The organism is Streptomyces sp. NPDC001941 (genome assembly GCF_040296945.1).
GTDB lineage: Bacteria > Actinomycetota > Actinomycetes > Streptomycetales > Streptomycetaceae > Streptomyces.
Window position 1 is genome coordinate 1 of sequence record NZ_JBEOYE010000096.1, and the last position, 25,361, is coordinate 25,361.

General features: G+C 71.6%; 25 protein-coding genes and 1 pseudogene. 11 read left to right on the forward strand and 15 right to left on the reverse strand.

From position 1 onward, the window contains the following. Together ABT160_RS38510 and ABT160_RS38515 are read right to left on the reverse strand one after the other, a co-directional pair. Nucleotides 1–541 (reverse strand): phosphotransferase family protein (locus ABT160_RS38510; protein WP_351653072.1); only part of this gene is annotated, 541 nt, incomplete at its 3' end. Between the two features lie 166 nt (nucleotides 542–707). After that, the gene (locus ABT160_RS38515; RefSeq protein ID WP_351653073.1) at nucleotides 708–1,067 is read right to left on the reverse strand and encodes a DUF6221 family protein; all 360 of its coding nucleotides are present in this window, start codon (nucleotides 1,065–1,067) and stop codon (nucleotides 708–710) included. Nucleotides 1,068–1,273: 206 nt separating this feature from the next. On the opposite strand from ABT160_RS38515, the gene ABT160_RS38520 reads away from it, so the two are divergent. Beyond that, a complete protein-coding gene (locus tag ABT160_RS38520) occupies nucleotides 1,274–1,531 on the forward strand; it encodes a hypothetical protein (RefSeq protein WP_351653075.1) in 258 nt (85 codons plus the stop codon). Between the two features lie 24 nt (nucleotides 1,532–1,555). Here the strand turns inward: ABT160_RS38520 and ABT160_RS38525 are convergent, their stop codons facing one another. Beyond that, entirely contained in the window at nucleotides 1,556–1,921 is a 366-nt protein-coding gene (locus tag ABT160_RS38525) for a DUF6086 family protein (RefSeq protein WP_351653077.1), read from the reverse strand. 405 nt (nucleotides 1,922–2,326) lie between these two features. Here ABT160_RS38525 and ABT160_RS38530 point away from each other — a divergent pair, with 405 nt between their 5' ends. After that, nucleotides 2,327–2,920: a hypothetical protein gene (locus tag ABT160_RS38530; RefSeq protein ID WP_351653078.1), complete on the forward strand. Its 594-nt coding sequence runs from the start codon at nucleotides 2,327–2,329 to the stop codon at nucleotides 2,918–2,920. Between the two features lie 88 nt (nucleotides 2,921–3,008). Here ABT160_RS38530 and ABT160_RS38535 read toward each other — a convergent pair whose 3' ends face one another. The 8 genes from ABT160_RS38535 to ABT160_RS38570 all read right to left on the reverse strand — a co-directional run bounded on the left by ABT160_RS38535 (nucleotide 3,009) and on the right by ABT160_RS38570 (nucleotide 9,225). Then, nucleotides 3,009–3,653 (reverse strand): response regulator, encoded by a 645-nt coding sequence (locus ABT160_RS38535; protein ID WP_351653080.1) that lies wholly within the window; start codon nucleotides 3,651–3,653, stop codon nucleotides 3,009–3,011. After that, nucleotides 3,643–4,974, reverse strand: a complete 1,332-nt coding sequence (locus ABT160_RS38540) for a sensor histidine kinase (protein ID WP_351653081.1) — start codon at nucleotides 4,972–4,974, stop codon at nucleotides 3,643–3,645. Before ABT160_RS38540 ends, ABT160_RS38535 begins: the two co-directional genes overlap by 11 nt. Nucleotides 4,975–5,009: 35 nt before the next feature. Further along, a complete protein-coding gene (locus ABT160_RS38545; RefSeq protein ID WP_351653083.1) occupies nucleotides 5,010–5,819 on the reverse strand; it encodes an ABC transporter permease in 810 nt (269 codons plus the stop codon). Beyond that, a complete protein-coding gene (locus tag ABT160_RS38550) occupies nucleotides 5,816–6,877 on the reverse strand; it encodes an ABC transporter ATP-binding protein (protein ID WP_351653085.1) in 1,062 nt (353 codons plus the stop codon). The genes ABT160_RS38545 and ABT160_RS38550 overlap by 4 nt, the downstream gene beginning before the upstream one ends. A 208-nt stretch (nucleotides 6,878–7,085) precedes the next feature. Continuing rightward, nucleotides 7,086–7,274, reverse strand: coding sequence for a hypothetical protein (locus ABT160_RS38555; RefSeq protein ID WP_351653086.1), 189 nt, complete (start codon nucleotides 7,272–7,274; stop codon nucleotides 7,086–7,088). Nucleotides 7,275–7,307: 33 nt separating this feature from the next. Beyond that, nucleotides 7,308–7,472, reverse strand: a complete 165-nt coding sequence (locus tag ABT160_RS38560) for a hypothetical protein (RefSeq protein WP_351653088.1) — start codon at nucleotides 7,470–7,472, stop codon at nucleotides 7,308–7,310. A 23-nt stretch (nucleotides 7,473–7,495) separates the two neighbouring features. Continuing rightward, entirely contained in the window at nucleotides 7,496–8,422 is a 927-nt protein-coding gene (locus ABT160_RS38565; RefSeq protein WP_351653090.1) for a hyaluronoglucosaminidase, read from the reverse strand. Nucleotides 8,423–8,556: 134 nt separating this feature from the next. Then, on the reverse strand, nucleotides 8,557–9,225 hold the full coding sequence (locus ABT160_RS38570; RefSeq protein ID WP_351653092.1) for a TetR/AcrR family transcriptional regulator: 669 nt from the start codon (nucleotides 9,223–9,225) through the stop codon (nucleotides 8,557–8,559). Between the two features lie 182 nt (nucleotides 9,226–9,407). Here ABT160_RS38570 and ABT160_RS38575 point away from each other — a divergent pair, with 182 nt between their 5' ends. Further along, a complete protein-coding gene (locus tag ABT160_RS38575; RefSeq protein WP_351653094.1) occupies nucleotides 9,408–10,067 on the forward strand; it encodes a rhomboid family intramembrane serine protease in 660 nt (219 codons plus the stop codon). A 141-nt stretch (nucleotides 10,068–10,208) separates the two neighbouring features. Here ABT160_RS38575 and ABT160_RS38580 read toward each other — a convergent pair whose 3' ends face one another. Then, nucleotides 10,209–11,780 carry a trypsin-like serine protease gene (locus ABT160_RS38580; RefSeq protein WP_351653096.1) on the reverse strand — a complete coding sequence of 524 codons (1,572 nt, stop codon included), beginning with the start codon at nucleotides 11,778–11,780 and terminating at the stop codon, nucleotides 10,209–10,211. 186 nt (nucleotides 11,781–11,966) lie between these two features. Here ABT160_RS38580 and ABT160_RS38585 point away from each other — a divergent pair, with 186 nt between their 5' ends. The 8 genes from ABT160_RS38585 to ABT160_RS38620 all read left to right on the forward strand — a co-directional run bounded on the left by ABT160_RS38585 (nucleotide 11,967) and on the right by ABT160_RS38620 (nucleotide 22,194). Beyond that, nucleotides 11,967–12,545 (forward strand): hypothetical protein, encoded by a 579-nt coding sequence (locus tag ABT160_RS38585; protein WP_351653098.1) that lies wholly within the window; start codon nucleotides 11,967–11,969, stop codon nucleotides 12,543–12,545. A 6-nt stretch (nucleotides 12,546–12,551) separates the two neighbouring features. After that, a complete protein-coding gene (locus ABT160_RS38590) occupies nucleotides 12,552–15,233 on the forward strand; it encodes a M48 family metalloprotease (protein ID WP_351653100.1) in 2,682 nt (893 codons plus the stop codon). Nucleotides 15,234–15,271: 38 nt separating this feature from the next. Further along, a complete protein-coding gene (locus tag ABT160_RS38595) occupies nucleotides 15,272–15,811 on the forward strand; it encodes an isochorismatase family protein (protein ID WP_351653101.1) in 540 nt (179 codons plus the stop codon). After that, nucleotides 15,808–16,728, forward strand: coding sequence for a GlxA family transcriptional regulator (locus ABT160_RS38600; RefSeq protein ID WP_351653103.1), 921 nt, complete (start codon nucleotides 15,808–15,810; stop codon nucleotides 16,726–16,728). The genes ABT160_RS38595 and ABT160_RS38600 overlap by 4 nt, the downstream gene beginning before the upstream one ends. Nucleotides 16,729–17,035: 307 nt before the next feature. Then, a complete protein-coding gene (locus tag ABT160_RS38605) occupies nucleotides 17,036–18,073 on the forward strand; it encodes a YqcI/YcgG family protein (RefSeq protein ID WP_351653105.1) in 1,038 nt (345 codons plus the stop codon). Further along, on the forward strand, nucleotides 18,070–19,302 hold the full coding sequence (locus ABT160_RS38610) for an MFS transporter (RefSeq protein WP_351653107.1): 1,233 nt from the start codon (nucleotides 18,070–18,072) through the stop codon (nucleotides 19,300–19,302). The genes ABT160_RS38605 and ABT160_RS38610 overlap by 4 nt, the downstream gene beginning before the upstream one ends. A 19-nt stretch (nucleotides 19,303–19,321) precedes the next feature. Then, nucleotides 19,322–20,554, forward strand: coding sequence for an ATP-grasp domain-containing protein (locus ABT160_RS38615; protein WP_351653109.1), 1,233 nt, complete (start codon nucleotides 19,322–19,324; stop codon nucleotides 20,552–20,554). Between the two features lie 272 nt (nucleotides 20,555–20,826). Continuing rightward, nucleotides 20,827–22,194, forward strand: a complete 1,368-nt coding sequence (locus ABT160_RS38620) for an FAD-dependent oxidoreductase (RefSeq protein ID WP_351653111.1) — start codon at nucleotides 20,827–20,829, stop codon at nucleotides 22,192–22,194. Nucleotides 22,195–22,430: 236 nt separating this feature from the next. On the opposite strand, the pseudogene ABT160_RS38625 reads toward ABT160_RS38620, so the two are convergent. The 3 genes and pseudogenes from ABT160_RS38625 to ABT160_RS38635 all read right to left on the reverse strand — a co-directional run. Beyond that, nucleotides 22,431–22,772, reverse strand: a pseudogene (locus ABT160_RS38625) (FG-GAP repeat domain-containing protein); the annotation flags it as partial. A gap of 37 nt (nucleotides 22,773–22,809) precedes the next feature. After that, on the reverse strand, nucleotides 22,810–24,189 hold the full coding sequence (locus ABT160_RS38630) for a ribulose-bisphosphate carboxylase (protein ID WP_351653113.1): 1,380 nt from the start codon (nucleotides 24,187–24,189) through the stop codon (nucleotides 22,810–22,812). Between the two features lie 104 nt (nucleotides 24,190–24,293). Next, nucleotides 24,294–25,340 carry a 2-hydroxyacid dehydrogenase gene (locus ABT160_RS38635; protein ID WP_351653115.1) on the reverse strand — a complete coding sequence of 349 codons (1,047 nt, stop codon included), beginning with the start codon at nucleotides 25,338–25,340 and terminating at the stop codon, nucleotides 24,294–24,296. Nucleotides 25,341–25,361: the final 21 nt, after the last annotated feature.

Consider the following 25,361-nt stretch of genomic DNA (forward strand, 5'->3'; position numbering starts at 1 on the left):
AGTCGTAATGAGTCAGGACCGGTGCTTGTTCGGCGAGACGATGGCCATGGGACGCCAGGATCATCGAGGCGGGAGCGGCGGTACGGGCACGGCTGGACGGGACCGTTGCGGCCTCCATTCCATCGCGCAATCCGGTGAGTTGAGCGAGCGGGACACGGTGGAGACGTGCCAGGGTGCGGCCCAGTTGGGCCGCTGCCGCGTCGGGGGATGCCGGTGTGATGTCCGAGCGGCCGGGGAGGCGGGTGATCAAGGTCGCGGGTTCGCTGAAGCGCTGCCCGTCGGGGTCGGCGCCCAGAAGCCGGGGAGCCCGGCCGCCCAGTCCGTCGAGCGCCGCCAATACGCGTGCTTCCCGGGCCGCGGCGCGGTCACCGGGCGGAAAGCGGCGCAGGACCAGCTCCCGTGCCGGGTCCACGGTTTCCAGCAGGTGAGTGGCGGCATGGGTGCCGCCGACCAGTCGCTGTACGGCGCGCACCGAGGCGTGGGGGCCGACGATTTCGGTCGCCCAGGTGAGGGCAGCGGCAGGCGGTTGGGACGTGATCACCAGGCCAGTGTGCCCAGCTACCGGCGAGTAAAGCCAGCGGTTTCCCCTTGTGCTCCGTGACAACGGCCACCTGTTTTGCCCGCCCTGGCGCGGGCTAAACCGGACCCTACCGACTACTGGTCAGGCGCTGTCCGGCGGCCCGGATTCCCGCCCTGGGCGGGCAGGTTCAGGCGCGGCGCGCGTTCGGCTTGCTCCTGCGGCTGGTCCTGGTCAGGGCCGGGAAGTCGGGATGGTCGGCGTAGGGTGCGGCGAGGTCACGCAGGTCGTCGCAGGGCCAGGGGTCATGGGCGTGGCGGGTGAGGACGCGTCGTTTTGCCTCGATGTCGCGGAGGGTACGGGCGGGGTCGTGGAGGGCGATGTGCTGGGCGATCGTGGGCGGGAAGCCGGAAAGGTCAAGGTGGCAGAAGTCGACGGTGTGTCCGTGGGCCGTCCATTGCCCGCATGCGTCGTCGCCGTCGCAGCCGCGGGCCAGGTCTGCTTCTTCGTCCAGGCTTGCCTGGAGGAACCTCACTAGTTCTTCGCTCACCTGGGCATTGTCGTGCGTTGTGTCGGAAGTCGTGAAACGGTTATCGGGCGGCCGGGGCGTCGTGGATCCGGTTTCCTGCGGGTTGTGTAGACCGGTGGGCGGCCTGGGGATCGGAGTTGGTCTTGGCGCACAATGATCGAGTGCTTCCTCCTCGACTCTTATGGTGTGATCCTCGGCCAATTCCTCGGTTCAATCGGCAGGAACCCGTGGCGCTGATCGTTCGAGATCCCGGCTTCCACCAGCCGTCCGACGAGGGCGACTGCACTGTCTTCTCGTACTTCTGCCAGGCCCATGACCGCTTCTACCGGCACGATGCCTGCGGAACGGGGCCGCATATGCTGGCGCTGCACTGCCAGGAGCACGGGCCCGAGAGCATGTGGCCACAACCCCTCATGCTGATGTTCCCCGAGGGCTTTGAACCCCCGCTGAGCGAGGAACAGCTTGGGTGGTTGCGAGCCGAGTGACGTGCCGTGCGAGGGTTGGTGGTCTCAGGGCGCGTAGCCCATGGGGAGGTCCATTGCGTGGACTTCTGCCAGATACTCCCGCTCGCGCTGTGTTGCCGGAATGACCGTGCCGCCAGCTGCTTCGTAGAGGGCGATGCACAGAGGGAGCAGGCCGTCGAGCATGCGGCAGAGGTAGAGGTGTCCTGTGTTGCCGCGGGTGGCCAGGAGGCCCTGGACCATCTGCCCGTACTCCGGCAGGTCGATGATGTGCCAGTCGCTGGCACGTGAGGTCAGACCGGTCGGGAGGTCGAAGACGTCGGTGGTGGACTTCAGCAGGGCGAGGTACAGCTCGGCGGGCCGGTTTGAGGGGTCCCAGATTTCTTTGCCACCACATTCAAAGAGATGGCCCATGAGGAACCTCCCGAGGGGACTTGCCGCGGAGTCGTGGTCGGTTGACCGGGGGTGCTGGATGCGGGGTGTTGAGTTGCTCCGCGATGAACGTGTGGGCTCCGGAGGCGAGGCTGAGCATGTCCTGGCCTGCTCCGTGGGAGGTGGTGGTCGGGTACCGCTACGCCTTGGGGTCGCGGAGGTCCCAGGTCAATTCGGCGTGGCCACCGGAATGGTACTCGGCTGAAAGGGCCAGGTGGTGGCAGCGGAGGGCAGGTACGGAAATCGTCGGCGAGGAAGGTGTCGAGGCCGTCGCCGTGCCAGGTCTCCAAATCGCCGGGTCAGCCACTCAAGGCGCTCCTGCGTATTCCGGTCGACTTGCCGCTCCGCCCGAGAGATCCTCTACGCGAAACGCGCCAAGGAGACTCAGTGATCACGGACTATCAGCGCCTCCTACGAGCGCGGTACCTCGCCGCCCCGGTCATGGCGGCGCCGCTGCCCTGGCAGGCGGTGTCGGAGCACGCCATCCCCATCGGCGGGCTGCTCGGCGTCGGTTTCGTCGGTCATCCGGACTCCGGTCACGACCTCCTCATGGTCGTGTCCAACGCCGGGCACGGGCTCTTCGACACGGTCACCGGCGAGCGGATCGCCCGCGACGCGGACCCCGATTCCGGCACCAGCACTCCCGACTCGAATCCGGATCTCACCTGCCCCGGCCTCGGCCCCGTCGCAGGCACCCCGGTCCGCATCGCCGGCCTCCTCGGCGGTGGGCTGAACAGCACCACACCGGACGGCTGGACGGTGGATGCCATCAGTCCCGAGTGGCCCCACCACCGTGTCCTTCTCTCCGCCGACGGCGGGGCTCACGACGGTCCGGCCGGAGGAACCTGGTGGCACGTCTTCCACTCCGATTACTCAGAGCTGCGCGCTGCCGGGTTCTCCCCGTCCGGGCTCACCATGACAGTCACCACCAGCAGCGACGTCACCCTCTGGACCCGGACCGAGCTCTCCCTCACGGGCTGACGTCAGAGGGAATCCCGCCAGTGGTGTGGAGAGCCCGCGGACACACGTTGGCCGAACGGTGCCGTGCCCGCGCCGGTCTGCTTCCTGGTTAGCCGAGGATCTTGCGGTCGTACGCCACCGCCACCGCCGCCGCGCGGTCCTTCACGCCCAACTTGGTGTAGATGTGCGTCAGATGCGTCTTCACCGTGGCTTCGCTGATGAACAGCTCGCGTGCGATCTCCTTGTTGGAGGTGCCCTTCGCCACCAGGACCAGGACCTCGCGTTCGCGGGTGGAGAGTGGCTCGTCGGCGGGGGTGGCCGGGGTGCGGACCGCCATGACCAGGCGCGAGGCGACTGCCGGGGAGAGGACCGTGCGGCCCTCCGCCGCGGCGCGGATCGCCGCGAAGAGTTCCTCGCGGGGCGCGTCCTTGAGGAGGTAGCCCGTGGCGCCCGCCTCGATCGCGGGGAGCGTGTCGGAGTCGGTGTCGTAGGTGGTCAGCACCAGCACGCGGGCGCGGGCCCCGCGACGGGTCAGTTCCTTGATGGCGTCGACCCCGCCGCCGCCCGGCATGCGCAGGTCCATCAGGACGACGTCCGGGTCGAGTTCGGCGACCCGGGCGACCGCCTCCACTCCGTTCGACGCCTCGCCGAGGACGGTGAAGCCGTCGGCGGATTCGAGCATGCCGCGCACTCCGTCGCGGACGACGGGGTGGTCGTCGACGACCAGGAGGGTGATGGGCTTGTCACTTGTCATGGGGGACCAACGGTACGCGAGCGGAGATCGCCGTGCCGCCACCAGGCTCGGACTCGATCGTGACATCGCCGGCGAGGCGTTCGGCGCGGGCCCGCATGCCGTTGAGGCCGAAGCCGGTGGTCTCGGAGCGGGCGGTGCGGTGGGAGACCGCCAGGGGGTCGAAGCCGCGGCCGTCGTCGCGTACGTCGAGTGTCACCTCGCCCACCATGAAGGACAGCGTGACGCCCAGGCGGGTGGCGTGGGCGTGCCGCGCGGCGTTGGAGAGGGCCTCCTCGGTGATGCGCAGCAGTGTCGCCTCGATCTCGTCGTGGAGGGGCTGTGCGGTGCCGGTCAGGGTGAACTCGGCGCGCACTCCTGTGCGTGCGCCCCAGTCCGCCACGGTCTTCTTCAGCGCTTCGGTGAGTGTGGCGTCCGCGAGGGCGGCCGGTGAGAGGTTGTGGACCGAGCGGCGGGCCTCGCCCAGGCTGTGCCGGGCCAGGGCGTCGGCGCGTTCGAGGTGGGTGCGGGCGGTGTCGAGGGTGGGGGCGTTCTTGACGACCTGGAGCTGGGCGATGATGCCCGTCAGGCCCTGTGCGATGGTGTCGTGGATCTCGGCGGCCAGCCTGCGGCGCTCGTCGGCGACACCTGCCTCCCGTGCCTGGAGCAGGAGTTGGGCGTGTAGTGCGGCGTTCTCGTCCAGGGCGATGTGGAGGGCGGCGTTGGTGTCCGCGAGTTCGTGGATGGTGCGGACCTGGGCCCGGGCGCGTTCCTGTTCCTTCTCCTGGAGGTGGCCCGTGATGACGACGAACGCCATGTTGGCGACGACGAGCGCCCCGAAGACGGCCCAGCCGAGCCCGCTGCTCGGCGCCAGCCCGCCGCTCTGGGCGCCCGCCACGACGATCACGCAGGCGAGGATGCCGGCCATCTGCTGCCGTCGCGGCAGCAGGCGGTCGGAGTCGTAGTAGCCGACGGCGGCGTAGAACGCGAAGAACGGGTTGATCCAGGTGACGACGAACGCGATCGCCCAGCGTGCCCAGTAGACGAGCGCGCTTCTGCCGGAGGGCCGTGGGGTGGGCGGTTCGGTCCGGGACCACCACAGTTGGAGTGCGAGGGCGGCGGCGATGAGGCTGCCCGCCACCCACCAGTCCCGGCGGTCCATGCCGATCGCGTCGGAGGTGGCGGCGATCAGGACGGTGCCGATGGCGAGGAGGACGTACGCGCCGTAGCGGTGGACGACGTGCCAGGGGTCCTCGGCCGTGGCGACGGCTTCGGCAAGTTCGGCCGTCGCCGAGGGCTCGTCCTCCGGTGGGGCCGCGCGTCCGGGTGTGGGTCCGTCGGTCATGGCGCCAGTCTGCCCGTCCTCCTCGCGTTCCATGGTCATTCCCAGCGGAACCAGCGGGCGGCCGCACCCGACAGGGCCACGGCCCAGGCGGCGAGCACCAGCAGGTGCGTCCAGGCCGGCCAGTCCCCCGACATCGCCTGGTTGAGGGCCTGTGCACCGGCGCCGAACGGGGTGACTTCCACGATGTGCGCCAGGGCGCTCGGCATGGCCTGCACCGGGATCCAGACGCCCGCGCAGAACATCGCGGGGAAGAAGACGACCGAGCCGATCGCGTTGGAGATCTTCGTCGTACGGGCGCGGGAGGCGATCAGTGCGCCCAGGGCGAGGGCGCAGACGACCGACAGCGCGAGGGCCACCAGGTATCCGGCCACCTGGCGCGGCAGTGCCACGTCGAAGACGGTGCGGCCTACGGTCAGGCAGAGGGCGACCGATACCAGGACAGCCACCCCGTGGATGCCCATCTGGGCGCTGAGCAGGGCCGACGGGCGTACGGGCGTCGTCGACATCCGCCGCAGGATGCCGCGCTCGCGGTACCCGGTGAGGATCGGCGGCATCGACTGGATGCCGCCGGCGATCATCGCGAGCAGGACGGTGACGGGGACGTACGCGTCGATGAGCCGGATGCCGCCGAGTCCGGCGTCGGTCTCCCGGAAGGCGGGGATGGAGCCCAGGATCACCAGCAGGGCGACCGGGAAGAGCAGGATGGCGACGAGGCTGCCGGCCTCCCGGCGGAAGAGCGTGAACTCGGCGCGCAGGACCGCGCGGCGGGCGGCCTTGACGGGCCGGGGCGCGCGGACGGGTGAGGGTGCGACGCCGCTGGCGTCCGTGGTGGTTGCGGTGGTCATGACCGGCCGGCTCCTGTCGTGAGGTCGGTGGGGACCGAGCCGGTGGCCCGGGGTGTCGTCGGGTCACTCTTCGAGGTCTTCTTGGGGTCGTCGCCCGCGCCGTGCTGCGGATCGTCCTCGCCGTTGCGCTGCGTCCCGCTCGTCAGGTCGAGGAACGCGTCGTCCAAGGTGGCGTCGGAGACGCGCAGTTGGTGTGCGGTGACGTGGCTGCGGGCGAGCAGCGTGATCACGGCGTTGACCGTCTCGTCCGTGCCGGTGAGGGTCAGCCGGCCGTCGCGGTGGTCGACGGAGGCGGTGCCGGGCAGGGCTGCCAGCTCGCGCTCGTCCAGCGGGGCGGACGGGGTGAAGGAGATGACGGTGGCTCCCGCGGCCTGCCGGATCAGCCCGGCGGGGGTGTCGAGCGCGGCGATCCGGCCGTGGTCGACGACGGCGATGCGGTCACAGAGCCGCTGTGCCTCTTCCATGAAGTGCGTGACGAGGAGAACGGTGACGCCGCGTTCCCGTACGTCCTCGATCAGCTCCCAGGTGTCGCGGCGGGCGCGCGGGTCGAGGCCCGTCGTGAGCTCGTCCAGGACGACGACGCGGGGGTTGCCGACGAGGGCGAGCGCGATGAACAGGCGCTGCTTCTGGCCGCCGCTGAGCTTGGCGAAGCGGGTGCCCAGCTTCTCGGTCAGCCGCAGTCGCTCGGCCAGCGGGCGCCAGTCGAGGGGGTCCGGGTAGATCGCCGAGTAGAGCTCCAGCGCCTCCTTGACGGTGAGCTTCGGCTGGATCTCGCTCTCCTGAAGCTGGGCGCCCAGGATGCCGGTGAGCGCGGCGTGGTCGCGGACCGGGTCGAGCCCGGCCACACGGACGCGGCCCGCGTCGGGGGCGCGCAGTCCTTCGACGCACTCGACGGTGGTGGTCTTCCCGGCCCCGTTCGGCCCGAGGATGCCGAAGATCTCCCCCTCGGCGACGGTGAACGACACCCCGTCGACGACGGGCCGTCCCGCGTACGTCTTGCGCAGGCCGCTCACCTCGATGAGCGGTGCGGCGGCGGTGGTGCTGGTCGCTGCTGTCATGCGTCCAGACTCGGGGTTCGAGGGCCCTGGCGACATCGGCCGTCGCGCTCGAAGCGGCATCAACCGATCGGTTGATACGGCACTACGACCTGCCTGCTCACGCAGTCATACGCGTGCGATGGCGGGCAGGTCGCAGGGGTGCGGATCCGGCTGCGTGAGCGGGCAGGTCGCGCGAGTTCGGTCGGCGTACGGTAGCCGTCCGTGCGCGTCAGTCCGCCGTCTCCGGCAGGTGCGGCAGGTCCGTCGTGCCCGTCGCCGCCGTCGCACCCATCACGGCGGCGGTCAGGGAGCGGTTCTCGGCCGCGGGCACCTCGCCTCCGGGCGTGAAGCGGCGGCGCGTGTAGCTCGCCGGGTAGCGCACGCCCTGGAGGGCGGCGTGGACATGTTCCTGGCGCACTACCGCACGAGCTGAGCCGCCCGCCCTCGCACGTCAGGCGGGGCGCCCGGATTCGTCTTCCGCCTCGGGCACTCGGGGCAGCCTGGCGCGCAACTCCGCGACCTCGGCCTCAAGAAGCGCGATGCGCTTGCGGGCGAAGTACAGCTCCATGACGGCGTCCTGGAACTCGCCCACCAACTCCTCGGTGGTCAGCTGCATGTGTTCACTCCGTCCCGGGAGGGTCAGGCCGAGGCGATGTCGGTGACGTGGCCGCTGGGGCCCATCCATTTGAGCGCGCCGCCCTGGGAGAACAGCACGCCGCCGTTGACCGGTGGCGTCTTCTCGTCCGGGGCCTTGTCGGCGTTGCGCAGGCCGACGACGCCCTCGCCACCCGCGTAGGACTGGGTGCTGGAGGAGCCGAACTGGGCGTTCTGCGCGGAGAGCGTGCCGTTGGCGAGGACCCGTGTCCTGGCGGTGCCGTCGCTGTCGCGGAACTCCGCGAGGGCGCTCGCGGTGGCGGAGTTGGCCCTGATGTAGAGGCCGATGGTCGCGTTGTCGCGCTGGGCGATCTGCACGCGGCCCTGCGGCCGGTCGCCGATGGGCACGCCGACGCCGACCCGTCCGTCGGCCTTGACCACGAGGTCGTCGGCGGCGTGGTTGCGCAGGGTCAGCAGGTTGCCGGTGGTGGGGCCCTTGCTGGCCTGGACGAAGATGCCCTGCGCGGCGGTTCCGGTGGGCCGCTCGTTGTCGGTGACCAGGTCGATGGAGAGCGCCGAGGCCATCGTGTCGGTGCCGTCCTCGGGACCGATGTGCGTGATCTTGAGGGTGCCGCGTGCCCGCTCGTGGCCGGTGAGGTACACCGCGGAGTCGTCGGGGTTGTCGGAGACGATGTTCATCGCGACGCCTGACCCGGCGGTTCCGGCCTGGTGGACGGTGAGCGCGTGGAGCTTGTCGGTCTGGGCCGTCGAGGTGACGTGGAGCTCGGTCGTGCCGCCGTTGTACGTGCGGAAGCCCTGCGCGCGCACGTAGCCGGGGAACGTGGTCACCTCCTCGGCGGGGGCCGCCGTCGGGGCGTTGCGGGGTGCGGCTGCGGCGGAACCCTGTCCGACGGCGACGGAGGCGGCGCCGGCGGTGAAGGCGCCGAGGAAGAGGCGGCGAGTGGAAGCCACGGTGCGGTGAGCCTTTCGACGTGCCTTGGCAGGGCGTCTGCCAAGAGCCGTCAGAATAAGGCACAGGTGTTCTATCGCAGAGTGAATTCCCCTGCGCGAGGAACCAGTTCGGCGGGCGGAGGAGGCCGGGCCGGTCAGTGCGACGCGGCCGCGGGCCGCTCTTCTCGTACGGCGAAGCCTTCGAGGCCGCGGCCGAGGAAGTCGAAGGCGCGTTCCGCCCGTTCAGCGGCGCCCTCGGCCACCTGGGCCACGGGCTCGCCGTTCGCGACGCGGCGGTGGTGGTCGCCGATCAGCGCGCCGCGCACTCCGGCCAGTTGGGCCGCTGCGAGCAGGGGCAGCAGTTCGTCGTCGGTCTCCTCGGCGAGCGCTTCGGCGAGGAGTTCCTCGCTGCGCACCGCCCACAGGTGTGCCCTGCGGGTCAGTACGGGCGTGCCGGCGATGAGCTGGATGAGCTGGCGCTGGTGCTCGCCCCCGGCCAGCCCCACCGACGCGTCCCGCGCCTCCACCAGCTCCAGGAACTGGCTGCACACCGCGGCCAGTACCGACTCGCCGGGCCCGCGTGACCGTACCGCCGAGGCCATGTCCCCCATGTGTGCCTCCATGGGGTTCATCAGCAGGTCCTCCTTCGTCTTGAAGTAGTTGAAGACCGTCATCTTGGAGACCTCGGCGGCCTCGGCGATCTGCGCGACCGAGACCTGGTCGTAGCCGTGCTGCAGGAAGAGCCGCAGCGCCGTGTGCCACACCTTGGTCGCGGTCTGCTTCTTCTTGCGCTCGCGCAGCCCGAGCCCTTCGTCACCAGCCATGGCAGCACCTTACCAGGTACAAATTTGTGTGTGGAATATTTTTTAGCTCGGATGAAATATTGACTCGGTACATGAATGGGAGGGAGAGTACTCCCCATGACCTTGCATCGAGGCGCTTCGGCAAGGGAGTTGGGCTCACGATCTCCCGCGCGGTCGGACCCGCCGCCTGAAAGGATCTCGCCATGAACATGCACACCCTTGCGATCTACGGATGCGCGGCGGCCGTCATCGTCGCGGGCGTCCAGCTCTTGGCCGCCCTCGCCGCGAAGGACGGCGAGCAGGGGCCGCCCCCGCTCGCCCTGTTGCGGATGTGGCGACGCCCGGTACCGCGCGCCTCGGCCGTACTGGTGGGCCTGATGGCGGCGTTCGGGGTCGTCCAGACCGCCGTACCCCAGGTGATCGACTCGCTGGAACGCCACCCGCACGCCTCGTGGTGGCACGCGGTGACCGCGCTGTCGGTGCAGTCCTCCGGGTGGTTCCAGCTGGCGTTCAACCTGCTCGCGCTGGCCGCCGTCGCGCCGGTCGCCGAGCGGTGGTTCGGGCCGTGGAAGACACTGCTGGTCTTCGCGGCGAGCGGGGTGGCGGCCCAGGCCGTGAGCATGTCCGGGTGGAGCCCGACCGGAGGCGGCGACTCGGTGGCGATCTGCGGCCTGCTCGGCGCGCTGTCCGTCCGGTACGCGATACGCGGCGAGGCCCCCGGCCTGCGGCGGGTGTCACTCCTGGTGCCGGCCGCCGGGCTGGTGCTGTGCCTGCTCGCCAACAACCACGGCGCGGGCCTTCTCGTGGGCTGCGCGCTGGGAGCCGTACTCACGGTCCCTTCCCGCTCGCCGCTGGCCGCATGACGGGGCACGGACGCCGATCGGCGGATGGCTCGGTGGAGGCCGCGCGGTTCCGATCGGTACCGACCGCTCAGACGGGGACGGCCCGTGCCGCCGCTGTGGCGGGCGTGCGGCACGGGCCGGTGCGCGTCGTCGGCCTCCGGGTCAGCGGGTCGTCCGCTGGGAGCCGGTGACCGTGCAGCCCTCCCGGGTCAGGTCGAGCTTCGAACCCTGGGTGAGGCAGGCCGTCAGTCCGGAGACCTGCTGGCCGTAGGCGCGACCCTTGGTCGACGTGGTGGTCCCGTCGGCGGCGACCTCGCACGGATTGTCGTCCGTGCACTGCTCGCCGTCGGCGTTGTGCGTGTTGTGGACGCCCACGACCGTCGAGTTGTCGGGGGCCAGCAGCGCCGATCCGGACATGCCGCCGTACGGGGCGCAGCCCTCGGCCGCCGCGTAGCGGATCGAGTCCTTCTGCTCGTACGCGCCTTCCTTCAGCCGCGGTACGACGGCGTCGGCCTTGCAACTGAGCCGATCGCCGGTGGAGTTCAGGCCCAGGGAGTCGCCGGAGCGCACGGGCTTGCCGCCGAGGCGGAAGACCTTCGCGCCTTCCGCCTGGAGCTGCGCGTACGTCTTGTCCAGGCGGTACACGGCGACGTCGGTGCCGCTCATCGTGGCGTACAGCAGGCGGTTCGCCCGGGCGGAGGCCTCGGGGTAGCCCTGGCGGTCCGCGATCGTCACGGCGCGGTCCGCGGGCTTGTCGGTCAACGCCGTACCGGGCGCGGGGCGGTCACCGTCCACGCAGTGCCCGTTGGTGAGGAGCAGGGCCGGGTCGCCGGGCCTGGAGGCGGGGGTGCGCACCACGGAGCCGGCGCAGTTGCCGAGGTCGACCGCGCCCTCGATGTCGGGGACCGTGTCGAGCGGGGGCACCTTGGCGCCGGAGATGATGCCCTTGATCCAGGCGGCGTGCCGGGTGACGTCGGTGTAGAGCGTCGGCGGCTTGTCGCCCGCGCCGGGTCCGCTGACGACTCCGGCCAGGGCCCATGCGCCCTTCTCGCGGACGAGTGCGGGGCCGCCGGAGTCCATGTTCGTCGCGGCCACGCTGCCGTCTCGGCTTCCCACGCACAGTTCCTCGTCGGTGCCGGTCTTGCACACCGCTTTGGCCTGGACCGTGGTGTCGGCCTCGCGCAGCCGGTCGGGGAAGCAGGCGGGGTCGTCCGTGTCGTCGCAGGTCATCCCCCAGCCCATGATGCGTACGGGAGATCCCACCGCGGGCCGGGCCGACGCGAGGGGCACGGGTTTGGCCTTCACCGGGGTCTTCAGGTGCATCAGGGCCAGGTCCTTGCCCCAGAAACCGCCCGGGTCACGGCTGGTCGCGAGGCGGTAGTAGCGGTCGACCTCGGCGACCTCGCCGCCGGAGGTGGTGTCGAGGGAGCCGACCCGGACCTTCCAGCCCTTGGGCACGCCGTTCTTGGCGTTGGTCGGGTTCTTGCCCGCGCAGTGACTGGCGGTCAGCACCCACTGGGGCGCGAGGACCTCCACGCCGCAGCCGTGGCCGTCCGGCCTCGGGGGTTTGGGGTAGGAGGGCTGGAACGAGCCCATGAACGAGTACGCCTTCGTCGACTCGGTGCCGCCGGCCACGGCGTGCGCGGGCGACGTGGTCATCGCGGTCGTCGCGACGGCGAGCACCAGGGTCGCGCCCGCGGCGCCGAACAGGGCCGGTCGGTTGTTGTTGGTCATGTCCCGGACGCTAGGCAGGGGTTGTATGGGCGGCGCGGCTGTTCCTCGTCAGGAGTCCCTCTACCTCGTATCCGTTGGGTAACAGCGCACGGGACTGCCGTCCGGTGAAGGGCACAGCGGTCCGTCGCGACCTTCACGAATCCTCCGAACTCGCCCTGGATCAGACCGTGTCGGCCCTACGCTGAAATGTCCGCCGAGACGACGGGCGAGGCGGGATCGGGGGGCGACATGGCCGAGGACGTACTCGGGATCGAGGAGGTCGCGGCGCGGGTGGTGGCCCGCTGCGCACCCGCCGAAGTGCCCTACTTCCGGGTCATCGCCGAAGCCCACTTCGCCGTGACGGGCCGGGGCGCGCCGCCGCCCGGCACGCGGGGCGCGTCCCGCCGCGTCCCCAACGGCTTCGGCGTCCCCGAAGCACTGGCCGCCGCCACGCCGGTGGTCCTCGCCGTGTTCACCGGCACGGCGTCGGACCTGCTGGCCTCGTGGCTGCGGACGACCGCCGACGGGCGCGACCCGTGGCGCCCCTGGCGCCGCAGGAGAGTGGTCGTACCGGGCACGCCCCTCGCGATCCCGTCCGGGGTCGACTGGGACGTCCTCGAACGCCAAGCCCGCGACGCGGCGCTCGCCGCGGGCGGTACCGAGGACCTCGCCGTGTCGGTGGCGCGGGCGGTGCGCGCGGAGTTGGCCGCGCTGGCCGCGCCCGAGCCGCCGCCGGGAGGCGCCCCGGGAGAGCCTGCTGCGGCACGCCCCGACGCGGAGGAGTGAGCCGCCGTGCGCCGCGTCCCGCCGCGCGCCACCACCTCGCGCTTCGCCCTGCTCGCCACGACCGTCTTCGTGGCGTCCTTCGTCCTGCACAACAACACCGTCCTGCTGCTGCGCCCCCTGGTGACGACCAGCGCGCTGGAGCAGCGGACCGCCTGCGCCGACCGGGCCCTCGCGGGTGCGGCGACCCTCGCCCCGCTCGACGTCACCCTGAGGTTCCGCGGCTGTCTGCACTCCGCCATCCTCACCGCGGTGTGGGCGGCCCTGGCCCTGGTCGCCGTCACGTTCGTGGTGGCGTTCGGGCTGTACGCGCTGCACCCGCGCCTGGCCCGTACGGGACCGACCAAGGGCCTCGCCGACCTCGAGGCGGACCCGGGCACGGCGGCGCCGGCCGGAGTCGTACGCGCGGTCATGGCCCAGGACGCTCCGACGCGTGCCGTGGTGACCGTGCGGTTCACGGCCCTGCCCCACGCGCCCGCCGGGCGCTGCCTCGGCTTCCCCGGGCGCTACCTGGTCGTGCTCAACCTGGGGCTCGCCGCGGCCGATCCGCGGCTCCTGCCGGCGGCCCTGCGCCATGAACTGGCCCACCTGCGCGGCCGGGACGTCGGCCTCACCCAGCTGACCATCGCCCTGTGGTGGGCCTTCCTCGCCACGGTCGCCGTGCCCGCCGTGGCCCTCGCCCTGGTCCTGGGCGAGGGCGGGCTCGGGCAGCTCCTCACGGAGGCGGGCGTCGCGCTCGCGGCGCTCTGGTGCGAGCGGGCCGCCGTGCTGCGGGCGCGCGAACTGCAGGCCGACGAGGCCGTCCGGCACCCGGACTACACGCCGGTGCTGGCGCTCCTGGCGCGGGCGGAGGAGCAGGCCCGCGAGCGGATGCCGAAGGCGCGCCGCCGGTGGGAGCGGGCCGGCACCTGGCTCACGTACCACCCGGGCTGGGCCCTGCGCGCGGACCGCCGTGCGCACCCCGACCGGCCCCGGCCGCCTTCGCTGTTCGAGTGTGCGGCGGCCGGGCTCCTGGTGGGACTGTCGTACCGGCCGGTGGAGTTCACCGCGACGAACCTCTGGCCGACCCGGCCGGCGACCGTGGCCTGGGGCGTGGGCGCCGCGTACGGGGTCCTCGTCTCAGCGGTCCTGACGCTGGCGGTGTGGCGTTCCGTGTGGCGTACGCCCCGGGCGCCGGGCCCCGCGGTGCGCAGCCTGCCGCCCGCCCTCGCCTGCGCCTGCGGGCTGCTGGCCGGTGAGGTCCTGCAGCCGCTGGGGCTGTGGCGCGCCTTGGCCGCACGGGCGCCGTGGGTGGCGGTGGCCTGGGTGCTGCTCGCGCTGTCGCTGCTGTGGGCGTTCGTCGCGTGGCAGGCGCTGCTCGCGCGGTGGTGGCGCGCGGCGGGGGTCCCGCCGCGCGCGGGCGCGCTGGTGGCTTCGCTGGTGGTGGGCACGGTCCTGCTCGGGTACTTCCTGGGGACGGTGTTCGCCGACCGGGACACCCTGCTGACGGCCTCGGATCCCGTCGCGGCGCTGGGCGCCGTGGTCCTCAAGCGCCTCACCGCCCCGGCGGACGCGATGATGGTGGCGGGGGCCGCCCTGGTGGCGGTGCTGCCGGGGGTGGTGGCGCGCCTGCGCGGGCGCGGCGGTGCCGTGGGTGCGCGGGTCGTGGTGCCCCGGCTCTGGGTGGTGCTGCCCGCCGGGGTGGGCGCGGCCCTCCTGTTCCTCGCCGCCGCCTCACCGCTGCACCGTTCGCTGCGGGCCGGGCTCGACCGGGTGGCCGCGGCGCCCGTTCCGACGGTGCCGCAGCAGGAGCGTGCCGCCGATTTCGCGCCGCTGGTTCCGACGACCCTGGTGGGGGCGGGGTGCGTCGCCGCGGGGGCGCTGGCCGTGGCGCTGTCGGCGCGGGGGGCGGCGGCACCGTACCGCCGGGCGCGTGAGCTGTTCCCGGTGCTGGTGCTGGGCGGGCTGGTGGCGGCGCTGCTGGCCGCGCCGGTGATGCTGCTGCACATCGAACTGTCCGTGTGCGGCTGGCGGGACCTGAGCCGGTGCGCGTCCACGCCGCCCCCGCTGCCGTACACGATGGCCAACGGCAGGTGGATGCTGATGGCGGTGCTAGGCCCGGCGGGAGTCCGGGGCCGCTCCCCCGCCGCCGGGGCGGCCTTCGCGTGCCGCGACGGCCGTGCGCGGGGTCCTGGGCGCGGGCGGCGTCCTGCTCGTCGCGGTCGCCGTCGCGTTCCTCGACTGGGGCGCTTCTCCGGTCGCGCTCGACCCGAAGGGCGCCGCGATACCGCCGGATCGGCTGGAGCCGGTGCTGGTGATCCGCCCCGGCACGGCCCCCGTGGGGCAGGTGTGCGCAGTGGCCCTGTCGAACGCCGTCTACCTGAGCCTCGCCCTGGCGACGAACTCCGGCATGGACTTCTGGCGGGCCCAGAACGTCGTGCTGCTGGGCGCGAGCGACGACCCCGGCCTCACGGCGATCGCGACGGCGGCCCGCGACGCGCTGCTGCGGCGCTCGGACCAGCGGGTCGAGGACGTCCTGTGGGACGGCTACGTGTACTGCACCTACCGGATGCCCGTGGCGCCCCCGTGACCACGCACTCCCCCGCCACCGCCCGTACCGGGAGGCAGCGGCCCAGGTCACGGGCGCTGTCAGTGGCGGCGGATACTGTCTACGGCGTGACCAGATCGTTCCGGTTGTGGTCACGATCGTGACTGTCGATCGGTGATGTCGGCTGGTCAGAATGGTGAACATGAATCGCGCACTGTTGGTGATCGATGTCCAGGAATCCTTCCGGGCCCGGCCCCTGTGGGACCACATCGCCCATCCCGGAATCAGTGACCCCGTCAACCGCCTGGTGCGGCTGGCACGGGCCAACGGGGACCTGGTCGTGTGGGTGCTGCACACCGAGCCCGACAGCGGGGGCGTCTTCGACCCGGCGCAGGGGCACGTCCGGCTCTTCGAGGAGCTGGAGCGGCCGGCGCCCGGGGAGCCGGTGCTCCACAAGACCTCGCACAACGCCTTCACCACGACCGACCTCCAGCGGCGGCTGACCGAGGCCGGTGTCGGCGAGCTGTGGGTGTGCGGCATACGCACCGAGCAGTGCGTGGAGACCACGGCCCGCCTCGGCAGCGACCTCGGGTACGAGGTCGTCTTCGTCGCCGACGCGACCACGACCAATCCGATCGGCGACCTGAGCGCCGAGGAGATCATCGCGCGGACCACGGCCGTGCTGCGCGACCGCTTCGCCCGCATCGCCACCGTGGACGAGCTGGCGGCGGAAGCGGCGTGACGCACGTCGTCTTCGTCCTCTTCCCCGAGGTCCACCTGCTCGACCTGGCCGGTCCGGCCCAGGTGTTCAGCGCGGCCGAGGAACTGGGACTCCCGTACACCTTCAGTTACGTCTCCGAGCACGAGCAGGTCGTCAGCGCACAGGGCCTGGTGCTCACCGCCCAGCGGGACTGGCCCGACCTGGGCGAGGACGACCTGGTCGTCATCCCGGGCTGGCGGGCGCCGGTCCTGCGGGACGCCGAGGTGGGCCCTGCGACGCTGGAGCGGCTGCGGGCGCACCACGCGTCGGGCGGCACGGTCGCCAGCGTCTGCGTCGGAGCACAGGTACTGGGCCAGGCGGGCCTGCTGGACGGCAGGCGCTGCACCACCCACCACCAGCTCCAGGACGCGTTCGCCGCCCGCCATCCGCGGGCGACCGTGCTGCGGGACGTTCTGTTCACCTCGGACGACCGGGTGGTCACCGCGGCGGGCATCGCCAGCGGCATCGACCTGGCCCTGCACCTGCTCGCCACCCGGCACGGCCCGCGCCTCGCCGCGAAGGCGGCCAGGGAGATGGTGGTCTACGCCCGCCGCAACGGCCACGAGCCGCAGGACAGCTCGATGCTGCGCCACCGCAACCACCTGGACGACAACGTGCACCGGGTCCAGGACCTGATCGACGCGCACTACGTCGAGCCGCTGCCCCTGGCGCGCCTCGCCGCCCACGCCGGCGTCAGCCCCCGCACGCTGACCCGCCAGTTCGCCGAGGCCACGAACGGCATGACGCCCCTGCGCTACCAGCAGGCCCTGCGCATGGAACGGGCCGAGCACCTCATCGGTCACGGCGCGACCCTGGAGGCCGCGGCCCGCGAGGTCGGCTTCGAGGACGGGCGCATGCTCCGGCGGCTGCGCACCCGGCAGCCGGCGTCCGCGAAGTAGCGGGACCGTAGAACACGGGACGCGGAAACAAGGGACGAGAAGGACCCAAAGGTAAAGCCTCGGCAAATTGCGGGCATTAAAGAGCTCGCCCGCAGCTCGCGGAGTGACCTTTACCACTCCTTCGTGAATTGAATTTCAAGCCGTCCTGGTGTCATGGTCATTGCGCCTTACCGATCCACAAGAAATTCGAGGCCGCATCACCATGTCCACCGAAGCAGTGAATTCCGAATTCCTCACAGTTCCGGGCTCCACTCCCTTCCCGGAGAATTCCTGGCAGTCGGAAGCGATATCTTCGTTCGAAGCGCGGATGCTGGACACGGAAGACAAGTTCCCCTGCGTGTTCGGCGTCGACGCGGTGGTCCGCAGGACCCTGCGGTACGGCTTCATCGACGCGGGCTCGCACGCCGAGCGGCTGGCCAGGACCCTGCGGTCCTTCACCTCGGTCTGCGAGCAGCTGGGCCGGCGTACCTCGCTCGTCGTCTTCTTCGAGTCGTGGAACGCGGCGGAGGAGACCCACGAGGGCTACTACCAGGAGTTCTGGGACCTGCTCGACAGAACGAGCGCCCTCGACGAGACGCCCTGGCCGTCCGGCTACGCGGCGGACACGGAGGACTCGACGTTCGAGTACTGCTTCAACGGGGTCCCCATGTTCGTCGTGGTGAACACCCCGCTGCACACCGCCCGCCGCAGCCGGCAGTTCGAGCGCGTGGCGATCACCTTCCAGCCCCGGTTCGTCTTCGACGACATCAAGGCCGGCACGAGGACGGGCGACAACGCCCGCAAGGTGATCCGGGCCCGGATCGACGAATACGACACCGCGCCGCTCACCGCCATGCTCGGCAATTACGGCGAAGAGACGAACAGCGAATGGCGGCAGTACTACCTGGACGACGGACAGGACGTCATCTCGCTGGGCAAGTGCCCCGTCAGTTTTGTGATGCGAAAGGAAAAAGAAATGCCCGAGAACAGGGTCTCCGAAACGACCGTATTCCAGGAGCCCGAGCTGGGGATCGCCGAAGCTGCGGCCGCGTTCCTCCCGTCCCAGGGAGGCATCGAGCTCCAGCGTGACGCTCCCGGAAAGGTGCACTCCTGGCACAGCCACTCGGTGCACGAGACCCTCGTCGTCCTCAGCGGCGACATGGTCGTCGAGTACGCCGCCCAGGGCGGGGGCCCGGAGACGGTGACCGAGGACAAGGCGACCTCGGGCACCCGGATCGAACTCCCGGCGGGCACGGTCCACCAGTCCACCGCCGGTGACCAGGGCTGCGTCTACTTCATCATCCCGGAGGGCGGCAAGGCCGCCCACACCGTCTCGCACGGCGACTTCCTGAGCGGGCAGCGTTGAGCCTGAACATGCGGGAACTGCGCAGGTTCCCCCCGCAGATCTGGATCGTCTCGGTCGCCACCCTGGTCAACCGGTGCGTGGGTTTCCTGGGCCTCTTCGCCGCGGTCTTCTTCCAGGGGATGAGGGCGACGTCCGGCACGGTCGCGTTCGCGCTGCTCGCCGTCGGCGCGGCGGGCATCGTCGGATCGATCGTGGGCGGCAGGGCGGCGGAGCGGCTGGGCAGCCTCCCGGTGCTCGTCGCGGGCTGCTTCGTCAACGTACCGCTGCTCTTCTGCCTGTCCTTCCTGACGGACAGTCCGTACGCGTCGATCCCGGTCGCCGCCGTGAGCGTCGCGATCTCGCAGTCGTTCGTCGGCCCGTCGGCCGCGCTGGTCTCGTCCTCGTCGTACGAGGGCCCCACGGTCACGGCCTTCGCCTTCTACCGGATCTTCCTCAACGTCGGCATGGTCGCGGCTCCCGCCGTGGCGGGCATCGTGGGCTTCTCGCAGTTCCCGCTGCTCTTCAGGATGTCGGCCGTGGGCTCGCTCCTGGCCGGGGTGCTCCTCGTCGCCGAACGGAAGTCGATGAGCCCCCGGGCGTCGGGGGCCGAGGCCGGGCAAGCCGCCGCGGCGGCCCCGGAGCCGCCCGTCGAGGACCCGGTCGCCGCCCGGCACAAGAAGGTCCGGCTCTGGTCGGTCATCGTCGCCTTCGGCGTCACGATCGCCGTGTACGCCCAGCACCAGAGCGGCATCCCGCTCTCGCTGGACCGCCTCGACGGGGGCGACCGCCTCTACGCGGTCCTCCTCCTCATCAACCCCGTCGTGATCATCGTCGCCGAGCTCCCGCTCAGCACCCTCACGGCGAAATTCAACTGGGGCAAGGCCTTCGCGGCCGGATCGCTCCTGACGTGCGTGGGGCTCGCAGTCTGCGGCCTGTCCTCGGCGTGGGCGGTCTGCATCATCGGCTTCGTGGTCTTCTCCCTCGGCGAGGCGGTCTTCGCCCCGCTCGGGAACTCCTCGGTGGCGGAACTCGCCGGCCCCGCCGAGAACGCGCGGTACCAGGGCTACCTGTCCGCCGCGCAGTCCACCGGCATCGCCCTCGGCCCCGCCGTCGGCGCCTGGGGTGTCCTGCACGACCGTGTCGTCTTCTGGATCGCCACCGCCGTGGTCGGTCTCGCGCTCGCCGCCCTCCTGGTGGCGACGGGCAAAGAAAGGGTGGTGGCCCGTGAACGGGTCGAAGCAGCCGTCTGAGGTCCTCATCGTCGATCCCGTGAGCTCGGGGACGCTCTACGCGCCGATCCTGGCCGAAGCCGGGATCCCCGTCGTGCTCCTGGACACCGGCCGCGCGCTCGCCGCCGGGCTGCGCGACGGGAGCACCCCGGGCGCCCTCGACTTCGAGCTCGACTTCGGCGGCGACCGGGAGCGGCTGCTGGCCCACTGCGTCGCCCAGGGCGTCGGCTACGTGATCGCCGGGACCGAGTCCGGCATCGAGCTGGTCGAGTACCTGCGGGAGTCGATCCCGGGCTGCCCGGCGAACAGCGCGGGCGGGTCCCGCAAGCGCTGGGACAAGGAGGCCATGTTCTCGGCCCTGCACGAGAACGGCGTGCCGAGCCTGCGGACGCGGGCGATCGCACCGGGCACCGAGCTCTCCGAGGACCTCCTCGCACGGCACGGCGCGTCGCTGCCCGCCGTCGTCAAGCCCTCCACGGGCGCCGGGTCGGTCGGCGTGCGGATGGTGAAGGACACCGGCGAGCTGCGCGAGGCGGTGGAGAGCATCCTCGGCGCCCCGGGGTTCTTCGGCGACCGGCCCAGCGCGCTGGTGCAGGAGCTGTTCCCCGCGCCGCAGACCGAGTACGTCGTCGACACCTCCTCGCACGACGGGGTCCACGAGGTCCTCGGCCTGAGCCGCTACGACAAGCGGCTCTCCGCCCAGGGCGACTTCGTCTACGAGCGGATCCAGTGGATGTCGCCCGAGGAGACGCCGGCCCGCGAGATCATCCGGTACGCCGAGGAGGTGCTGCGCGCCTTCGGGGTGCGGGTCGGCCCCTCGCACATGGAGATCATGTACAACGCCCGGACGGGGCCGCGCCTGATCGACTTCGGGGCGCGCGCCCACGGTGCGGGGCACCCGCTCAAGACGTACAAGCTGACGGGCGTGTCCCAGATCCACCGGGAGTGCGAGTACGTCGCCCACCTGCTCCGGGGCACTGCGCTCTCCGCGGCGGGCGGGAGCTACGCGCTCCCCCGCGACGGCGCGATCATCTTCTTCAGCCTCGACGAGGCCACGCGGTGCGCCGCGCAGCCGGACGAGGAGGCGCTGAGGGAGCTGCCGGGCGTCCACGAGGTGATGGTCAACGCCGTGGCGGGCCGGGACTACCCGGCGACCCGGTCGCTGCTCGACTCCCTCGACCTGGGTCTGGTGTTCCTGTCCGCTCGGGACGCGAAGCAGCTCGACGAGTACGGCGGGGCCGTACGGGAGAAGTTCGCCTCCTACTTCGCGTAGGCGGCGTACGTCGAACCGCCTTCGCGCAGGCGGCGTACGTCGAACCGCCTTCGCGTAGGCGGCGTACGTCGAACCGCGCTGCGCGCAGGCGCACGACGCGCTGCCCGTAGGCGCACATCGGCCGGAACGCGAAGGGCGCCCCGCATCCGGGGCGCCCTTCGCCCGCGCTTATACCTCACCGGCTCCGGCGCCGGTGAGGCGGGGGCCCGGTGATCGCCGGCCACCGCGTTTGAAAGTCTTGGCACCTCCATGCCTGTCGAAGGGACCTGAACATGTCTCGCCCCCTGCGCGTCGCCATCGTCGGAGCCGGCCCCGCCGGCATCTACGCCGCCGATGCGCTGCTGAAGTCCGGTGCGGCCGCCGACCCGGGCGTCTCCATCGACCTCTTCGAGCGCATGCCCGCGCCCTTCGGCCTGATCCGCTACGGCGTCGCCCCCGACCACCCGCGCATCAAGGGCATCGTCACCGCGCTGCACCAGGTCCTGGACAAGCCCCAGGTCCGCCTCTTCGGCAACGTGGACTACCCGCGCGACATCGACCTGGACGAGCTGCGCTCGTTCTACGACGCGGTCGTCTTCTCCACCGGCGCGACCGCCGACCGCGCGCTGGACGTCCCCGGCATCGACCTCGACGGCTCGTACGGCGCGGCCGACTTCGTCTCCTGGTACGACGGGCACCCCGACGTCCCGCGCACCTGGCCGCTGGACGCCGAGAAGGTCGCCGTCCTCGGTGTCGGCAACGTCGCGCTCGACGTGGCCCGCATCCTGGCGAAGACCGCGGCGGAGCTGCTGCCGACCGAGATCCCGCCGAACGTGCACGACGGGCTGCTGGCCAACAAGGCCCGCGAGATCCACGTCTTCGGCCGCCGCGGTCCGGCGCAGGCCAAGTTCAGCCCCATGGAGCTGCGCGAGCTCGACCACTCCCCCACCATCGAGGTCATCGTCAACCCCGAGGACATCGACTACGACGAGGGCTCCATCGCGACGCGGCGCGGCAACAAGCAGGCCGACATGGTCGCCAAGACCCTGGAGAACTGGGCGATCCGCGACGTCGGCGACCGCCCGCACAAGCTGTTCCTGCACTTCTTCGAGTCGCCCACCGAGATCCTCGGGGCGGACGGACGGGTCACCGGTCTGCGCACGGAGCGCACCGAGCTCGACGGGACCGGGAACGTCAAGGGGACCGGCTCGTTCACCGACTGGGACCTCGGCGCGGTCTACCGCGCCGTCGGCTACCTCTCCGACGAGCTGCCCAAGCTGCCCTGGGACATCGCCTCCGGCACCGTTCCGAACGAGGGCGGCCGGGTGGTCGAGGAGAGCGGCGAGCACCTCGAGTCGCTGTACGTCACCGGGTGGATCCGGCGCGGCCCGGTCGGCCTCATCGGCCACACCAAGGGCGACGCCAACGAGACCGTCGCCAACCTGCTGTCCGACCACGCCGAGGGCCGTCTGCCGGCCCCCGCCTCGCCGGCCCCTGAGGCCGTCGACGCCTTCCTCGCCGCGCGCGGCGTCCGGTTCACCACCTGGGAGGGCTGGTACCGGCTGGACGCGGCGGAGAAGGCGCTCGGTGCGCCGGAGGGCCGCGAGCGCGTCAAGATCGTCGAGCGCGACCGGATGCTGGACGCCAGCGAAGGCGTGTAGCGGTTGACCGCTCCGGCACCGGGCCGACCACCTCGGCCCGGTGCCGGAGGGTGCCCGGGGTCCCCTGGTGCTCCTCGCCCGGCGGCAGTGGCAGAGGACGTCGTTTCCGCGCAGACGATCGTGGCGCCCTTCCAGCTTGTGCCGATCCTGACGCTCGCCGTCTGCGGGGTGACCGCCGTGCCGCGCGCGGGCGTGTAGCGGTAGAGCTCGCCCGCCGCGTTGGTGACCAGGGTGTCGTTGGCCCCGTCGCCGCTCAGGTCTCCCAAGGGGACGACCGTGGACGTCGTGGGCCAGGTGCCCGCCTCGACCGTGTCGGAGAACGTGCCGGAGGCGTTGCCCTGCTGGACGAGGAGCGAGCCGTCGTTGCCCCGGGCGCAGACGTCCGGGACGCCGTCGCCGACGTAGTCGCGGCGCTCAGCCGGGCCGGACGGCGGGGCGGGGTCAGGCCGGTGCCGGCCGCCCACAGTTCCTCGCCGGCGCCCTGCGCCCAGACGGCCGACGCGCTGCCGTCGGGAGCGCTCGGGGACGTCATCGCCGCGTGAGCAGCGGGAACGTGGGCGCGCACGGGCGACGGCCACCGGAGCGTCCGGTGGCCGTCGCCCGTGGTGGTGTCCGTTACGCGATGCCCAGCTCCGCGCGCCAGTTGGGGTAGAAGCGGTCCGCGTCCGCGGTGAAGGTCTCGAAGGCGCCCTTCAGCTCCGGGTGGTCCTTGGCGTACTCGGTGAGCTTGACGCCCTGCTGCCAGGCGTCCTGGGCCTGGCGCAGCGACCTGGCGCCCGCCGTGCCGCCGTCCTTGTGGCCGAAGGCGCCGCCGCCGGAGGTCTGGATCACGTTGGAGTGGCCCAGGTTGTCGAAGAAGCCGGGCAGCCGGATCGCGTTCATGCCGCCGGAGATGATCGGCGTGGTCGGCTTCATGCCCAGCCACTCCTGGTGGAAGAACGGGCCGTCGGCGCTGTCGCGCTCCAGCATGAAGGCGATGTCCTTGTCCTTGGCGTCGCCCTCCATCTTGCCGTAGCCCATGGTGCCGGTGTGCATGCCGGAGGCGCCCTGCAGGCGCGTCATCTTGCAGTGCACGAAGGACGTGTAGCCGCGCTGGGACTGGGGGCTGGTGACCGCGCCGTGGCCGGCCCGGTGGAAGTGCAGGAACTGCTGCGGGAAGTTGCGCCGCGCGGTGGTGACGGCGGTGGGCCCGGCCACGTAGCCGTCGACGAGGAAGGCGACGTGGTCGGCGTTCTCGGCGAAGGTCCGAAGGATGAACTCGCCCCGCGCGATCATCTCGGCCGGGTCGTCGGCGGTGATGTTCGCGGAGAACAGCTTGGCCTCGCCGGTGGCGTCCTGCGCCCGGCGCATCGCGTCGGCGACGGCCCTCATCGTGTCCTTGAGCGGGGCGAAGACCTGGTTGCCCTGCGGCTCGTCGTTCTTGATGAAGTCGCCGCCCAGCCAGAACTGGTGGCAGGCGTCGGCGAAGGGCTGCGGGCGCAGGCCCAGCTTGGGCTTGATGATGGTGCCGACGACCATGCCGCCGTCGACGACCGGGCGGTCCAGGACGCGCCACAGGTCCTGGATGTTCATCGTGGGCCCGTCGAACAGGCGCAGGTAGGCGGCGGGGACGTGGAAGTCGAGCATCTTGGCGTACTCGACGTCGCCCATGCCCTGGTTGTTGCCGATGGTCAGGGTGAGGAAGGACGCGATCATCGCGCGGCCGTCGATGATGTTCCGGTCGAAGAGCTCGACCGGGTAGGCGATCTTCATCAGTTCCCGGGCCTCGTCGACCTCGTACACGAGCGCGTCGACGCCCCGGGTGAAGTCGTCGGTGGTGCAGACCTCGACGTTGGTGCCGGTCGAGGACTCCGCCGCGAAGTGGGCCGCCGTGGACAGGTAGTCGCCGAAGCCCGCCTTGGGCCTCATCGAGTAGGCGCACAGCACGTGGCGGCCGCCCCGGATGAGGTCCTCTTCGTTCAGGGTGAGGTCGGCGTAGCGGTTCGACTGGTCCATGGTGCGGTGTCTCCTTGCGTTCTCGGTGCGCGTCGGGGGCTTTCCGGGTGCGCGTCGGTCCGTGGCCGGGCCGGTTCCGGCCGTACGGGTGTCGGGCCCGGGCGTCAGGCCCGGGCGGTCCGCAGCGCCTCCGGGTTGGCGCAGTGCGCCAGCGGCTCGCCGCGCAGGTAGCGGCCGACCTCGTCGGCGACGATCCGGGCGGCCTTGTGGGCGACCTGCTGGCTGCCGCCCGCGATGTGCGGCGTCATGACGATGCCGGGGGTCTTCAGGAGCCGCGAGTCCGCGGGGACCGGCTCGACGGGGAAGACGTCGAAACCGGCGCCGGACAGCTGCCCGGAGTCCAGCGCGTCGCACACGGCGTCGTAGTCGAGCAGGGCTCCCCGGGCGCAGTTGACGATGACGGAGCCGCGCGGCATCCGCGCGATCTGCTCGGCGCCGATCATCCCGGTGGTCTCCTCGGTGACGCGGGCGTGCAGCGACACGATCCGCGAGCGGGTGAGGAGTTCGTCGAGCGATACCGACTCGGCTACTCCCGCGACCAGTTCGGGCTTGACGTACGGGTCGAAGACCAGGACCTCGGCGCCCATCGCCTTGAGGACCTTCGCGACCCGGGAGCCGATGGCGCCGTAGCCGACGAGGCCGACGGTGGCGCCCTCGATCTCGATGCCACAGTTGTCGTAGTCGTAGTAGTCGCCGCGCCACACGCCCCGGCGCATGTCGGTGTGGGTGTCACCGACCCCGCGGGCGGCGGCGAGGAGCAGCGTCAGGGTGTGCTCGGCGGTGGCGGTGGCGTTGCGGCCGGGGGCGTAGCAGACGGCGACGCCGTGCCGGGTGGCCGCTTCGAGGTCGGCGTTGACGGGGCCGCCGCGGCTGATGCACATCAGCTTCAGGTCGGGGCAGTTGGCCAGGATCCGCTCGGTGAGCGGGGCGAGCTGGGTGACGCAGACCTCGGCGCCCCGGAGGGCCTCGATCATCTCGTCCTCGGTGCCGGAGGCCTCGATGACCTCGGCGACGGGGCCGAACGGGGTGTGCGGCCAGGGCAGTTGGATCTCGGTGACGTCGACGTCGCCGCCGGTGGCCCGGGTGACCTCGTCGGTCAGCAGGTGCGGGAGGACGAAGTGGTCGCCTGCGGCCAGGACCTTGGTGCGCATGGGGTGGTCTCTCCTGTGGTG

Excerpts from the sequence above, each read along its gene's own strand:
- ABT160_RS38525 (WP_351653077.1), bottom strand. The coding sequence starts at position 1,921 with ATGGGCCATCTCTTTGAATGTGGTGGCAAAGAAATCTGGGACCCCTCA.
- ABT160_RS38535 (WP_351653080.1), bottom strand. The coding sequence starts at position 3,653 with ATGACAAGTGACAAGCCCATCACCCTCCTGGTCGTCGACGACCACCCC.
- ABT160_RS38540 (WP_351653081.1), bottom strand. The coding sequence starts at position 4,974 with ATGACCGACGGACCCACACCCGGACGCGCGGCCCCACCGGAGGACGAG.
- ABT160_RS38545 (WP_351653083.1), bottom strand. The coding sequence starts at position 5,819 with ATGACCACCGCAACCACCACGGACGCCAGCGGCGTCGCACCCTCACCC.
- ABT160_RS38550 (WP_351653085.1), bottom strand. The coding sequence starts at position 6,877 with ATGACAGCAGCGACCAGCACCACCGCCGCCGCACCGCTCATCGAGGTG.
- ABT160_RS38560 (WP_351653088.1), bottom strand. The coding sequence starts at position 7,472 with ATGCAGCTGACCACCGAGGAGTTGGTGGGCGAGTTCCAGGACGCCGTC.
- ABT160_RS38570 (WP_351653092.1), bottom strand. The coding sequence starts at position 9,225 with ATGGCTGGTGACGAAGGGCTCGGGCTGCGCGAGCGCAAGAAGAAGCAG.
- ABT160_RS38575 (WP_351653094.1), top strand. The coding sequence starts at position 9,408 with ATGAACATGCACACCCTTGCGATCTACGGATGCGCGGCGGCCGTCATC.
- ABT160_RS38580 (WP_351653096.1), bottom strand. The coding sequence starts at position 11,780 with ATGACCAACAACAACCGACCGGCCCTGTTCGGCGCCGCGGGCGCGACC.
- ABT160_RS38585 (WP_351653098.1), top strand. The coding sequence starts at position 11,967 with ATGTCCGCCGAGACGACGGGCGAGGCGGGATCGGGGGGCGACATGGCC.
- ABT160_RS38595 (WP_351653101.1), top strand. The coding sequence starts at position 15,272 with ATGAATCGCGCACTGTTGGTGATCGATGTCCAGGAATCCTTCCGGGCC.
- ABT160_RS38605 (WP_351653105.1), top strand. The coding sequence starts at position 17,036 with ATGCTGGACACGGAAGACAAGTTCCCCTGCGTGTTCGGCGTCGACGCG.
- ABT160_RS38620 (WP_351653111.1), top strand. The coding sequence starts at position 20,827 with ATGTCTCGCCCCCTGCGCGTCGCCATCGTCGGAGCCGGCCCCGCCGGC.
- ABT160_RS38630 (WP_351653113.1), bottom strand. The coding sequence starts at position 24,189 with ATGGACCAGTCGAACCGCTACGCCGACCTCACCCTGAACGAAGAGGAC.
- ABT160_RS38635 (WP_351653115.1), bottom strand. The coding sequence starts at position 25,340 with ATGCGCACCAAGGTCCTGGCCGCAGGCGACCACTTCGTCCTCCCGCAC.